This window comes from Limnohabitans sp. 2KL-1 (genome assembly GCF_003063435.1).
GTDB lineage: Bacteria > Pseudomonadota > Gammaproteobacteria > Burkholderiales > Burkholderiaceae_C > Limnohabitans_A.
Genome location: NZ_NESL01000002.1, coordinates 471,485 through 484,093, shown reverse-complemented (window position 1 = coordinate 484,093; position 12,609 = coordinate 471,485). Strand labels below are relative to the sequence as shown.

The 12,609-nt window shown below is 64.2% G+C and carries 12 protein-coding genes; 2 read left to right on the top strand and 10 right to left on the bottom strand.

The genetic code is table 11. The annotated features are described in order from the left end of the window. Positions 1-43: 43 nt before the first annotated feature. Positions 44-481 (top strand): thioesterase family protein, encoded by a 438-nt coding sequence (locus B9Z47_RS06635; protein WP_108330454.1) that lies wholly within the window; start codon positions 44-46, stop codon positions 479-481. Positions 482-485: 4 nt separating this feature from the next. Continuing rightward, entirely contained in the window at positions 486-707 is a 222-nt protein-coding gene (locus tag B9Z47_RS06630) for an ATP-binding protein (RefSeq protein ID WP_108330453.1), read from the top strand. A gap of 64 nt (positions 708-771) precedes the next feature. Here B9Z47_RS06630 and B9Z47_RS06625 read toward each other — a convergent pair whose 3' ends face one another. The 10 genes from B9Z47_RS06625 to B9Z47_RS06580 form a co-directional block, all read right to left on the bottom strand. Next, entirely contained in the window at positions 772-1,551 is a 780-nt protein-coding gene (locus B9Z47_RS06625; RefSeq protein WP_108330452.1) for an enoyl-CoA hydratase, read from the bottom strand. Positions 1,552-1,569: 18 nt separating this feature from the next. After that, positions 1,570-3,219 (bottom strand): cyclohexanecarboxylate-CoA ligase, encoded by a 1,650-nt coding sequence (aliA, locus tag B9Z47_RS06620; protein ID WP_108330451.1) that lies wholly within the window; start codon positions 3,217-3,219, stop codon positions 1,570-1,572. Between the two features lie 37 nt (positions 3,220-3,256). Next, positions 3,257-4,414, bottom strand: a complete 1,158-nt coding sequence (aliB, locus tag B9Z47_RS06615) for a cyclohexanecarboxyl-CoA dehydrogenase (protein WP_108330450.1) — start codon at positions 4,412-4,414, stop codon at positions 3,257-3,259. A gap of 316 nt (positions 4,415-4,730) precedes the next feature. Further along, a complete protein-coding gene (locus B9Z47_RS06610; RefSeq protein WP_108330449.1) occupies positions 4,731-6,773 on the bottom strand; it encodes a 3-hydroxyacyl-CoA dehydrogenase NAD-binding domain-containing protein in 2,043 nt (680 codons plus the stop codon). A 79-nt stretch (positions 6,774-6,852) separates the two neighbouring features. Beyond that, positions 6,853-7,887, bottom strand: a complete 1,035-nt coding sequence (locus B9Z47_RS19195; RefSeq protein ID WP_108330448.1) for a MaoC family dehydratase N-terminal domain-containing protein — start codon at positions 7,885-7,887, stop codon at positions 6,853-6,855. Positions 7,888-7,991: 104 nt separating this feature from the next. Next, positions 7,992-9,179 carry an ABC transporter substrate-binding protein gene (locus B9Z47_RS06600; RefSeq protein ID WP_108330447.1) on the bottom strand — a complete coding sequence of 396 codons (1,188 nt, stop codon included), beginning with the start codon at positions 9,177-9,179 and terminating at the stop codon, positions 7,992-7,994. Positions 9,180-9,250: 71 nt separating this feature from the next. Next, a complete protein-coding gene (locus B9Z47_RS06595; RefSeq protein WP_108330446.1) occupies positions 9,251-9,955 on the bottom strand; it encodes an ABC transporter ATP-binding protein in 705 nt (234 codons plus the stop codon). Then, positions 9,952-10,671, bottom strand: a complete 720-nt coding sequence (locus B9Z47_RS06590; protein WP_108330445.1) for an ABC transporter ATP-binding protein — start codon at positions 10,669-10,671, stop codon at positions 9,952-9,954. The genes B9Z47_RS06595 and B9Z47_RS06590 overlap by 4 nt, the downstream gene beginning before the upstream one ends. A 21-nt stretch (positions 10,672-10,692) precedes the next feature. After that, positions 10,693-11,673 (bottom strand): branched-chain amino acid ABC transporter permease, encoded by a 981-nt coding sequence (locus tag B9Z47_RS06585; protein ID WP_108330444.1) that lies wholly within the window; start codon positions 11,671-11,673, stop codon positions 10,693-10,695. A 16-nt stretch (positions 11,674-11,689) separates the two neighbouring features. Next, entirely contained in the window at positions 11,690-12,541 is an 852-nt protein-coding gene (locus B9Z47_RS06580) for a branched-chain amino acid ABC transporter permease (protein WP_108330745.1), read from the bottom strand. Between the last annotated feature and the right edge of the window lie 68 nt (positions 12,542-12,609).

Below are 12,609 nucleotides of genomic sequence, written 5' to 3'. Positions count from 1 at the left end.
GCAGGCGAAAATACTGGCTTGTTCACGCACACGATTTTTTGACATGCCCCGCATCCAGTTCAGCCTTCCCGAGCGTTTTGTCTTTGCCACCGACATCCAGATCTACATCAGCCACGTCAACCAGGGCGGGCATCTGGACAACGCGCAGCTGCTGACGCTCGTGTCCGAAGCCCGCGTGCGGTTTTTCAAATCACTGGGCTACACCGAGGGCAATGTGGCGGGCTTTCCCATCGTGGTGGGCGACATGGTCGCGCAATACAAGTCCGAGGGTTTTCATGGCGAAACCATGCGCGTGAGCATGGTGCCGCAAGACCCCAACAAATACGGGTTTGATCTGGTCTACCGCATGGAGTGTCTGGACACTGGCCGCGAAGTGGCGCGCGGCAAGATCGGCATCGTGTTTGTGGACCGCCAGACGCGCACCGTAGCGCTGGTGCCCGAAGCGTTTTGGCGCAAGGTGGCCGACCTGAAGGCCATTTGAGTCCATGCAGCTGCCGCACATCAACACCGAGCGTTGCACCGGTTGTGGCTGGTGTGTGGCGGCGTGCCCACCGCGAGTGCTGAGTTTGCAGGTCGTGGCCTGGCGCAAGCGTTCGGTGCTGCACGATGCACAGGCTTGCACCGGTTGCAGCCTGTGCGAGCGGCGTTGCCCGTTTGGTGTGATCTCGATGGTCAAGACGCCCAAGCCTCCGGCCGGTCAGGCTTGAAGGTCCAAGTTGCCTGAGGGCCGCGCCATCGATCCGTGGCGATGCCGCGTCGTGGGTCGGGCGCTCAGCGGTGTTGGAACACCGGCTTGCGCTTGTTCAGGAATGCGTGCATGCCTTCGTGCGCGTCTTCGCTGGCAAAGCGGGCGTGCAATTCGCGCCGCTCGAACAAGATGCCCTCGCTCAAGCTGGACTCGTGCGCGCGGTTGACCGATTCCTTGATGGCCATCAGGGCAGGCAGTGAGTAGCCCGCAATTTGGGTGGCGAGCTTCAGGGCGGTGGCCTGCAAATCGGCGTCTGGCACCACACGCGAGACCAGACCATAACGGTCGGCCTCTTGCGCGTTCAGCATGCGGGCCGACAGGCACATGTCCATGGCCTTGGCTTTGCCAATGGCCCGGGGCAGGCGTTGTGTGCCCCCCGCGCCAGGCAGCATGGCCAGCTTGATTTCGGGCAGCGCGAACTGGGCCGATTCGGCCGCGATCACCATGTCGCAGGCCAGCGCCAATTCACAGCCGCCACCCATGGCATAGCCCGCCACGGCTGCGATCACCGGCTTGCGCACCTGGCGGATGGTCTCCCAGTTGCGGGTGATGAAGTCACTTTGGTACACGTCCATGTAAGACCAGTCGGCCATCACGGCGATGTCGGCCCCCGCAGCAAAGGCCTTGTCGCTTCCGGTGATCAGAATGGCCCCGATCTCTGCGTTGGCGTCAAAGGCCATCAGCGCCGAGCCCAGCGCATCCATCAATTCATCGTTGAGGGCGTTCAGCTGGGCTGGGCGGTTCAGTCGAATCAGGCCCACGCGGCCGTGGGTTTCGGTGAGGATGGGGCATTCGGCAGTCATGGTGCGTGTTCTCGTGATTCAGCGCTTGCCCAGCATGGCCTGCAGTTGCTCGCGCAGCTTGAATTTCTGGATTTTTCCGGAAGGCGTGGCGGGCATCGCGTCCAGCAGCTCCAGGCGCTCGGGGATGTACTGGATCGCCACTTTTTGAGCCTTCAGGTAGTCCACCAAGGTGGGCATGTCGAAGCTCTGGCCGGGCTTGGTGACCACCACCGCGCAGGCGCGCTCGCCCAGTCGCTCGTCGGGGTAGGCGACGATGGCGGCCATGGCCACGGCCGGGTGGCGGTACAGCAGCGATTCGATTTCGACCACCGGAATGTTCTCGCCGCCCCGGATGATCACGTCCTTGCTGCGGCCGGTGATGCGGATGTAGCCTTGCGCGTCCATGCGGGCCAGGTCGCCGGTGTCGAACCAATCGTCAGCGTCGGTGCCGTTCAGGTGCTGGCGGCGCAGGTAGCCGCCAAAGTTGGAGCAAGAGCGCACATACAGCTTGCCTGCTTCACCGGGCGGCAGGCTCTGGCCATCCTCACCGGCCACTTTGAGCTCGACGCCCGGCAAAGGCAGGCCGTCGGTGGTGAAAGCGCGCTCGTCCGGATCGTCCAGTTGGATCAGGGTGACGGCCCCGTTTTCGGTCATGCCCCAGGCCGACACGATCTTGGTGCCCAAAGCGGCACGCGCCTGCTCGACCAGCGGGCCGGGAATCGGCGCGCCCGCACACAGAAAGGTTTGCAGCGTGGGCACCGGGGTTTTGTTGTCGGTCACGGCGCGGGTCAGGTCGGTCAGGAACGGCGTCGAGGCCATGGTGAAGCTGGCTTTTTCGCGGTTGATGATCTCGACCGCTTTTTTCGGCTCCCAAATGTCCTGCAGCACGGCGCTGGCTTTGAGCATGATGGGCATCATCAGGCCGTACATGAAGCCGGTCTGGTGCGCCATGGGCGAGGCCATCAGCACCACGTCTTGGGCATCGAGTTGCAGGCGTTGTGCGTAAGGAATGATGTTGGCCATCACGGTGTTGGCCGAATGCATCACGCCCTTGGGCTCGCCGGTGGTGCCCGAGGTGTAGATCAATTGCGTGATGTCGTCCGGGCCGGGGCGATGCGCACTCAGAATGGCGGCGGCATCGGCTTCGTTTTCCCAGGCGGGGCCACTTAGCAGGGCTTCGAAGCTGTTGGGGCCTTGGCCGTCGATCACCACGATGTGTTTCAGATGCGGCAGACCCGGCTGGATGGCGGTGATCATCTGCTCGAAGTCAAAGCCCCGGAAGGTCTTGGGGGCCACGATGACCTTGGCCTCGCCGTGCTTGAGCATGAAGTTCAGTTCGCGCTCACGGAAGATGTGCATCAGCGGGTTGATCACGGCGCCGATGCGTGAGCAAGCCAGGTACAGCAAGGTGAACTGCCACCAGTTGGGCAGCTGGCAGGCCACCACATCGTTCTTTTGCACGCCCAGTCGCGTCAGGCCCACCGCGATGCGGTCGGCCATCTGGGCGAGTTCGCGGTAAGTGAAGCGTTTTTCATCACCGGCCTCGACCCGATAAGCGGTAAGCGCCAGCTTGTCGGGGCAGGCGGCCACGCAGGCGTCGAGTTCACCGTTGATGGTGCGGTCGTGCCACAGGCCTTGCGCGATCATGCGGGCGCGGCGTGGGGCCAAAAGTACGGCATCGAATTCCATGCTTGTCTCCTTGGGGTGGTTTTTTGTTTTGAAAATCTCAGGCGGGCACGTTCTTGCGACCCGCACGGGTGCGGGCGATGATGGTTTTCATGATCTGTGCGGTGCCGTCACCGATTTGGAAGCCCAGCACATCGCGCAGGCGCTGCTCCATCGGGCCTCGGTCGTAGCCGCCATGACCAAAGCACAGCAGGCACTGGTGGATCACGTCGTAGGCCAGCTTGGGACCCCACCACTTGGCCATGCCGGCCTCTGCGGAGTGGGGCAGTCCCTGGTCCTTGAGCCACAGGCCTTGCAGGCAGACCAGGCGAGCGCCTTCCACTTCGGTGTCGTACTGGGCCAATGGGTGGGTCACGCCCTGAAAAGCCGACAGCGGCTGGCCAAAGGCCTGGCGCTGGGTGATGTATTCCCAAGCTTCGTCGAGCGCCGCACGCGCCACGGCCAGGCATTGCAAGCCGATCAGCGAACGCGAATAGTCAAAGCCGTGCATGACCTGCACAAAGCCCTTGTTCTCGTCGCCCAGGCGGTGGCTGACGGGGATGCGCACGTTTTCGAAGAAGATCGAGCCGCGACCGATGGAGCGCTGACCATGGCAATCAAAACGGCTGGTGGTCAAGCCCGGGGTGTCCATGGGCACCAGCAGCGCGGTCACGCCGTGTGCGCCATCTTCGGGCTTGCCGGTGCGGCCAAACACCACGGTGATGTCGGCCTGGTCGGCGGCCGAGATGGAGGTTTTCTCGCCGTTGATGACGTAAAAATCGCCGTCACGCTCGACCCGCAAACGCAGGTTGGCCGCATCGGAGCCACCGCGTGGCTCGGTCAGGGCGATGGCGCAAATCGCCCGACCCTCGCGGATTTTGTCGAGCCAAGGGCGCACCACCTCGGGCTTGCCGTATTTGTAGAGGATCTGGCTGTTGAGCGAGGCCAGCAGGTTCAGGTAGGAGAAGCTCAGGTCGGCGCGGGCGATTTCTTCGTGGATCACACCTGCGGCCACGCAACCCATGCCCAGCCCCCCGAATTCCTCAGGCACTTCAGGGCATATGAAACCCAACTCGCCCATCTCGCGCAGCAAGGCCCGGTCAAATTCGCGGGTCTTGTCGCGCTCCAGAAAACCGGGCTTGATCTTGTCATCGGCAAAGCGGCGCGCGGTTTCGGCCAGCGCCTGCAGGTCTTCGTTGATATAGGGGTTCGGGTTCATCGTTTCTCCGTCGCGGTGGATGGCTTATATGTAAATATGTTGTCCTATTTTAGGATTCTTCCATGAAAGACTGCAAGGCTTTTTGACCCCGTAAAACCTATGGTTTTCCCGTATTTCAAGGTGAAAATTGATGCAGGCTTGTCTTTTTTGACAAATTAGATTTTCCTGAATGAGACAACATATTGCATTATTTGCCTGTCAAGACCAAAGTTTCGACCCGGCCCAAAGCCCAAAGCCCAAAGCCCACAGCCCACACCCCGCTGCGTTGCGACTGGCTGAGGGCTGGACGGGCAGGGGTGTGCCGTGCTTCAAAGCTTCACGGTTCCAGCACAGACGACAGGTCGGCCAGCACAAAGCCGTGGCCGGACTGGATGGCCAGGGCTTGCAGGTCTTGCGCGAGTTGGGCTCGGTCCTGTTGACGGGCCCAAAACACCGGGCCACCTTCCCAACGCGGGAAGCCATAGCCTTGCACCAGCACGACATCGATGTCGCTGGCGCGCTGCGCCACGCCTTCGGCCAAGAGCAGCGCTGCTTCGTTGACCATGGCCAACAAGGCGCGGCGCTGGATTTGGGCGGTGCTCAGTGGCTGGCGCTGCAGGCCACGCTGGGCCGAAGCCGCTTCGATGATGCCGCGCACCGTCGCGTCGGTGGTCTTGTCCTGGCGTCCTTCGGGGTAGGTGTAGTAGCCCGCGCCGGTTTTGCGGCCCAGACGGCCTTGCTCGCACAGCTGGTCGAGGATGGTTACATAGCGCTCACGCGGGTCGCGTGTGGCCGCTTGTGCTTTGCGCATGCGCCAGGCGATGTCCAGACCCGACAGATCGGCCACGCTGAACGGGCCCATGGCAAAGCCAAAGGCCTGCAGGGCTTGGTCCACCTCTTCGGGCCACGCCCCGTCTTCGAGCATGAATTCGCACTGCTTGCGGTAGGCGTTGTAAATGCGGTTGCCGATGAAGCCGAACGCGTTGCCGCACAACACTGGCATCTTGCGCAGGCGCTTGCCCAAGGCCATGCCGGTGGCCAGCACATCGGGCGCGGTCTGCGCGCCGCGCACGACTTCGAGCAGTTTCATCACGTTGGCCGGGCTGAAAAAGTGCAGGCCCAGCACGTCCTGTGGCCGGCTGGTGGTCTGGGCGATGGCGTCCACATCCAGGTAAGAGGTGTTGGTGGCCAGCACCGCGCCGTGCCGGGCATGGGTGTCGATCTGGCGGAACACGGCCTGCTTGACGGCCATGTCTTCGAACACCGCCTCGATCACCAGGTCGGCGCGCGCCAACTGCGTCCAGTCGGTGGTGGGCGAGAGGCGAGCTTCGTGACCGCTGGCCACGCTGGCCTGAAGTTTGCCGGCGGCCACGCGGCCTTGGTAGTGGTCTGCCACGCGCTGACGCCCGCGCTCAAGGGCGGCGCTGTCTTGTTCGAGCAGCAGCACGCTCAGGCCCGCATCGAGCGCGGCGATGGCGATGCCGGTGCCCATGGTGCCTGCGCCGATGATGGCCACGGTGTCCACCGTGCGCGGCTTGGCCTGCGCGTCGACGGGCAGGCGCACCGCATCGCGCTCGGCAAAGAACTGGTGGCGCAGGGCATGGGCTTCGGTTGACACGCGCAGCTGCTGGAACACCGTACGCTCACGCGCCACGCCTTCGGCAAAGGGCAGGCGGGCCGCGTCCTTGACGGCCTCGATGGCGGCCAGCACCGCCGGGCGGCGCTTGCCCGCCTTCAGAGCTGTCTGCTCGGCCTGCGCCACGGCGTCGGTGTCTTCATGCGGTACGGTCTCTTCGCTGATGCGGCATTTGCCCGGCAGCTTTCGCGCCAGCGCTACGGCGTGCAGCTGCAGATCGCAGTCCACCACGTCGTCCACCAGACGCAGGTCGCGAGCGGCCTCGGCTTGGATGCGCTCACCGCTGCACACCATCTGCATGCCGCGCACCAGGCCCGTGCGACGCGGCAGGCGCTGGGTGCCGCCCGCGCCGGGGATGATGCCCAGCGTCACTTCGGGCAGGCCCAGCACAGTGCCCGTGAGGGCAATGCGTGCGTCGCAGGCCAGTGCGAGCTCCAGGCCACCGCCCAGCGCTGCGCCGTGCAGCGCGGCCACCACCGGTTTGGGGCAGGTTTCAATGGCGCTGAGCACCGTGGGCAGCTGCGGCTCTTGCAGCGGTTGCCCGAACTCACGCAGGTCGGAGCCCGCCACAAAGGTGGTGCCTGCGCCAATGATCACCCCGGCGCACAGCGCGGGGTCTTGAGTGAGTTGCGCAATGGCCGCGTGCAGGCCCTGGCGCACGCCCAGCGATCCGGCGTTGATCGGCGGGTTGTCGATTTCGATCAGCAGCACATCGCCGAGGGTTTGGGTGCGGATGAGGGTCATGGGGTTTCTTTCAGTCAGGAAATGGATCAATCGGTGTAGCGCCGAACAGGCCAGCCGGTGTCGGGGTGCCCGACCGGGCTCAGCCTTGGGGCTGGTGTGGAGGATGGCGTGGATCGGGCCAGACCCGGGCTGAGCCGATCACCTTGCGCTGGGCATGTTGGTTCTCTGCACCCAGCGTGACGAGGGAGCTGGGGGGCGGGCTGTCCGGGGCGCTGACGTGTTCGGGTGGGTGAACAAGAGCCTGTCCACACACGGCATCGCCCAGCTGGGTGATCGCCACAAAGCGCAGCTGCAGGCTACGGATGGCCGCCTGGTCCACCCAGCTGGTCAACAGCCGGGCCAGGTAGGCGGCCGACAACATGCCGTGGGCGAACACATCGGGGTGGCCGGCGCGGCTGGCGTAGGCCGGGTCGATGTGCAGCGGGTTGTCGTCGCCCGAGGCGGCGGCATAGTTCACCAACGTCTCGCGCGTGATCGGTGGCATGAAGAGCGCAGGCAGGCGCGTGCCTGACATGGTCGCCAGGGCATCGTGTTGAGCAATCAGGCTCAGGTCTAGGCGCGAGTTGGGTGATGCCGTCGCCTGAGGGGGCGCTGGGTGCGTTGCTGAATGCTTCGCTGGGTCCGTCGCTGGATGTGTCGCGCGGGAAGCCTGTGCGCTGGGGCCTTCGGCCAGGGCATGGTTCACCACGAGCACGCTGCGCAGATCTGCCACGGGTTCGCCGCCAGCCCCTTCAACACGCGTGTCGCGCACGATGAATTCCAGTGCGCCGCCCTTGCGGGCGTACAGCTTGGAGATGCGCGGCGCAAAGCACAAGCGCTCACCGGCAAAGGCCATGCGGTGGTATTGAAAATGCTGCTCGCCGTGTAACACCCGCGCATAGTCCACGCCCAAGCGCTCGTACAGCGCCATCGGGTGCGGCGCGTCCATTTCCAGGCAGAAATAAAACGTGGGCGGAATGGGCAAGTCCGGATGCCCCTGGGCACGCGCTGCGGTGGCATCGAGGTACTGCGGGTCGGTCTGCCCGGTGGCCCGGGCAAAGGCTTGCAAGCGGGCCGGGTCGGCCTGCACGGAAAACGGGCTCAGCGTGCTGCCTTGAAGTCGTGTGTCCAGCATGCGTGGGTGTGTTTTTTGAAACTGTCGGACGCCTGCACCCGAATGTGTTGTTGGGGTGCAGGCGTGTGCAGTTGAACAGAGCCACCTGAGGGTGGCTCTGTGTCTTACATCTTGCAGGCAGGCGATGCGGCGGGTGTGATCGAGGCCGGGAAGGTACGCTCAACGACCGGGCGCAGCACACCGTCGGCAGTCTTCACGCGGGCCACGTAGTTGGGGATCACCATCTGGTTGTCGGCTGCGCGCACGGGGGCCTTGCCATACAGCGTGTCCACGGTGGCACCGCGCAGGGCCTTGGTCACGTCTTCGGGCTTGACGCTCTTGGCCAGTGTCACGCCCTGGAACAGCACCAGGGCACCGTTGTAGGCCTGGCCTTCGGTGTCAGACGGCATGCGGTTGAACTTGGCCTTGAAGGCGTTCACAAAAGCCTTGGTCTGAGGGGTGTCGATGTCGGGGGTGAAGCCCACGTTGCCCGGCACATTGGTCAGCGCATTGCCGGTGGCGTTGATCACGAAGTTCGACAGCAAGGCATGACCAATTAGTGGCGTCTGCGGGACCAGGCCGAAGTCGGCCGCCTGCTTGGTGAAGGCGATGGCACCGGCCACTTCGGCGGTCCAGATGGCGTCGACCTTGGCGGCCTTGAGCTGCTGGATGTAGGGCGCGTAGTCCTTGGTGCCCATGGGCACCATCAGCTTGAGCGACACCTTCTTGCCCTGTGCGGTCACGGCTTGCTCAAAGGACTTGGCCGAGTCCTGGCCCCAGATGTAGTCGGCCGCCATGATGGCGAAGTTGTTGCCCGGAATGCCTTTGAGCCAGTCGTTGATCATGGCCAGGTCCATCGCATCCGAGTGGTTGGTGCGGATGAAGCGGGTGTTGCAGGCGTCCCCTGTCAGGCGATCGGCCTTGCTGATGGTGCCGATCAGGGCGGCGTCCCAGCGTGCCAGGTTCTGGCTGATGGTCAGCGAGATGCCCGAAGTGATGGGGCCGATGATCAGGTTGTGGCCTTCGCGCGAAAGTTTCTCGGCGGCACGGCGACCGGCATCGGGCGTGCTCTCGTCATCGCCTTCGGCCACGATCACCTTGCGGCCGTCCACGCCGCCACGGGCGTTGGCTTCTTCCACCGCAAAGCGGATGCCGTTGGCCACGTCAGCGCCCATGGTGGCAAAGCCGCCCGATTTGGACGTGATCAGCGCCACGCGCACCGGGTCCTTGCCCTGCGCCTGGGCGGCCAGGGGCAGCGCGGCAGCCAGGGTGGCAATGGCCACGAGTTGTTGGATTCGGGTGGGTTTGAACATGTTGTCTCCTTGATTTAAAAAATGCCAAAAATGGCTTCACTGCTTACACACAAAGCCCGGCGGTCCGGGCCTCACACCAAAACGTGTTGTTCGATGTCCTTGAGCCCCTGTGGGGTGTTTTCAACCGGGCCTTGGGCCACCACGTTGCCCTTGGCCATGGCCAGGTAGCGGTGCGCCACACGCACCACCAGGCTGAGGTTTTGTTCGATCAGCAACAAGGCCGTGCCCTGGTCGGCCACGCGGTTGAAGATGTCGGCCAGCTGGTCCACGATCACCGGGGCCAGGCCTTCGGTGGGCTCGTCCAGCAAGATCAGGTCCGGGTTGGCCATGAGCGCACGGCCAACGGCCAGCATCTGCTGCTGCCCGCCCGAGAGCGCTGTGCCCGGGGTGTGGGCACGCTCTTGCAGGATGGGAAACAGCTTGTAGATCTCGGGCACATTCCAGGGGCCTTTGCGGCCGGTGGCGGCACCCAGCAGCAGGTTTTCTTCCACCGTCAGGTTGGCCACGATGCGGCGGCCTTGCGGCACCACCACCATGCCGCGCTGGGCGGCGGTGTAGGGTCGCGGTCGGGTGATGTCCTGGCTGCCCATGCGAATGTGGCCACCTTTCATTTGGGCCAGGCCCAAGATGGTGTTGACGACAGTGGTTTTGCCCACGCCGTTGCGCCCGATCAGGGCCACGCGCTCGCCTGCGTTCACATGCAGGCTCAGGCCGTGCAGGATGTGGGCCGAGCCATAAAAGGCATTGACGTTGTGAAGGTCGAGGAGTCGGGTCATGCTGCGCTTCCCAGATAAGCTTCGCGCACACGGGGGTCGGCGCGCACCTGGGCTGGCTCGCCACTGGCGATGACACGGCCCAATTCGAAAACGGTGACGGCATCCGAGATGCTAAACACCACGTCCATGTCGTGTTCCACCAGCAGCACCGACACCTCCCAGCGCGAGGTCAGCGCTTTCAGGTGCTGGGCCAGGTCCAGCGACTCCTTGACCGACAAGCCCGCCATGGGCTCGTCGAGCATCAGCATCTTGGGGCGGCCGACCAGGGCCAGCGCCAGGTCCAGGCGGCGTTGCTCGCCATAGCCCAGGTCTTCGGCCACCACATCGCCCAGGCGCGCCAGGTCGAGTTCTTGCAGCACCGCTTCGGCATCGGCGGCCGAGTCGCTCACGCCCATTTTGTAAGAGGCCAGCTCCACCTGCTTGCGCACCGGCATGCCGGTGAAGATGCTGGTGCGCTGGAAGCTGCGCGACAGGCCCAGGCGTCGGCGCGCCACCGCCCCGAGCTGGCTCACGTCCTGGCCGTCCAGGATCACCTGGCCACGGGTCAGCGGACGGCGTCCGGTGATGGCATCGATCACGGTGGATTTGCCCGCGCCGTTGGGGCCGATCAGGCCGCGAATCTGGCCTTTTTCCAGCGTCAGCGAGACGCCGTCCAGGGCCTTGACCCCACCGTAGTGGATGGCCACGTCGCGTGTTTCAAGCACGTAGGCTGTCATGGTGTTCTCCGGTTGTGCAGGTCAGTGGCCACGGGGGCCGGTGGCCGCGCCATGCGTGGCGCGGGGCTTGAACAGTCGCGCCAGCGCCCCGGCGATGCCGTCGGGCGAGAACACGATCACGGCGATCAGGGTGGCCCCGAAAATCGCCATCCAGTAGGTGGCGTAGTCGCCCAGCAGGTCCTTGAACAGGAAGTACACGATGGCCCCCACGATGGGGCCGATGACCGACTTGAAGCCGCCCACCACCACCATCACCAGGGCGATGCCCGAGACACTCCAGTGCAGGCTCTCGGGTGACACAAACCCGGCGTTGAAGGACGACAGCAGGCCCGCCACGCCCGTGACCATGGCCGACAACGCGTAGACCAGCGCACGTGGCACGGTGGTGGTGATGCCGATGAAGCGGGCGCGTTCCTCGTTGTCACGAATCGCCTCGGTGATGGCCCCAAAGCGCGTGCGCAAGACCCACACCACGCACAAGGTGACCCCGATCATCACGGTCCAGACGATCAGAAACAGCGTGTCCGGCTTGAGCAGCACCGACTGCTTGACGCCGAACAAGGTGGCCGGCCAGTTCACACTCATGCCGTCCGCGCCGCCAACCAGGCCGCGTGAGCGGGTGGCCAGCAAATAGGCCATCTGCCCGATGGCCAGTGTCAGCATGCCAAAGGCGATGCCCGGCACGCGCACGATGACCAGGCCGATCACAAAGGCCAGCACGCCGATGCCCAGCAACACCACCGGGATGGCCAATTCGGCACTCAGCCAGTCGAGGGCCAGGATCACGCCCATGGCGTAACCGGCCGCACCAAAAAACAGCGCATGGCCGAAACTGGTCAGGCCGTTCTGGCGCAACAACACTCCGACACCGAGTGCGAAGATGGCGTAGATCACGGCCTGGGCAAACAGGCCCAGCAAACTGCTGGAAGGGGTCAGGTAAGCGATGGCCACGCCGGCCAGCAGGGCCAGCAACGCCAACAGAAGGGTTTTGGAAAAGTTCATGGTGTGTGCTCCGGGTTCAGGTGCGGCTGCCGGCCAGGCCAGAGGGCTTCCAGATCAGGATGGCGATCATGAAGATGAAGGGCAGCAGCACCGACAGCTGCGGCATGTACACCGCGCCAATGGCCTGCATCATCCCCAGCAGCAGCGCGGCGACGAATGCGCCGGCCAGCGAGCCGAGGCCGCCAATCACCACCACTACGAAGGAGTCGATCAGCACGTCCGAGCTCATGTGAGGCGAGAGCGACAAAAAGGGCGCGGCCACGACGCCGGCCAGACCGGCCAGCGCACTGCCCAGACCCACCACAGCGGCGCTGACCGCGTCGGTGTTGACACCCTGCATGGAGGTGGTGACCGGATCGGTGCTGGCGGCCCGCACAAACAAACCAATCCGCGAGAAGCGCAACCACAGCGTCAAACCCAGTGCCACCGACAGGCCCACCACGATCACGCCGATGCGGTAAGCGGGCACCTGGTCACCCAGCAGGTCCACGGTGAAGTTGAGCAAGTCGGGCGTGAACAGCGAGTGATTGGCCTTGCCCCAAATGAAGACCACCAGGTCTTCCAGGATGAGCAGCAGGCCAAAGGTCACCAGCATCACGGAGAGCGGTTCACGGTCCTGCAACAGGCGCAAACCATAGCGGTCGAGCAACACACCCAACAGCGCCATGGCCGCAGGCGCAGCCACCAGCGCCACCCAGAAATTGCTGTGTGTGGCCACCGTGAACCCGATGTAGGCCCCCAGCATGTACAGCCCGCCGTGGGCAAAGTTCACCACACGGCGCAGCCCGTAAATCAGTGCCAGGCCCGAGCTCATGATGATGAGCAAGGACCCGTACACCAGGCCGTTGAATAAATGGATGGTTGGCATCTTTTTGTCTCCTGTCTCTTTTTGTGAATCGGGCACTGTCAAGTGCCCGGTGGGTCGTCGGGAACTGA

Bases quoted from the DNA above. Each gene is read 5' to 3' on its own strand.
- aliB (WP_108330450.1), bottom strand. From the start codon at position 4,414: ATGAACCCGAACCCCTATATCAACGAAGACCTGCAGGCGCTGGCCGAA.
- B9Z47_RS06595 (WP_108330446.1), bottom strand. From the start codon at position 9,955: ATGACCCGACTCCTCGACCTTCACAACGTCAATGCCTTTTATGGCTCG.
- B9Z47_RS06610 (WP_108330449.1), bottom strand. From the start codon at position 6,773: ATGACCCTCATCCGCACCCAAACCCTCGGCGATGTGCTGCTGATCGAA.
- B9Z47_RS06585 (WP_108330444.1), bottom strand. From the start codon at position 11,673: ATGAACTTTTCCAAAACCCTTCTGTTGGCGTTGCTGGCCCTGCTGGCC.
- B9Z47_RS06600 (WP_108330447.1), bottom strand. From the start codon at position 9,179: ATGTTCAAACCCACCCGAATCCAACAACTCGTGGCCATTGCCACCCTG.
- B9Z47_RS19195 (WP_108330448.1), bottom strand. From the start codon at position 7,887: ATGCTGGACACACGACTTCAAGGCAGCACGCTGAGCCCGTTTTCCGTG.
- B9Z47_RS06580 (WP_108330745.1), bottom strand. From the start codon at position 12,541: ATGCCAACCATCCATTTATTCAACGGCCTGGTGTACGGGTCCTTGCTC.
- B9Z47_RS06590 (WP_108330445.1), bottom strand. From the start codon at position 10,671: ATGACAGCCTACGTGCTTGAAACACGCGACGTGGCCATCCACTACGGT.
- B9Z47_RS06625 (WP_108330452.1), bottom strand. From the start codon at position 1,551: ATGACTGCCGAATGCCCCATCCTCACCGAAACCCACGGCCGCGTGGGC.
- aliA (WP_108330451.1), bottom strand. From the start codon at position 3,219: ATGGAATTCGATGCCGTACTTTTGGCCCCACGCCGCGCCCGCATGATC.
- B9Z47_RS06630 (WP_108330453.1), top strand. From the start codon at position 486: ATGCAGCTGCCGCACATCAACACCGAGCGTTGCACCGGTTGTGGCTGG.
- B9Z47_RS06635 (WP_108330454.1), top strand. From the start codon at position 44: ATGCCCCGCATCCAGTTCAGCCTTCCCGAGCGTTTTGTCTTTGCCACC.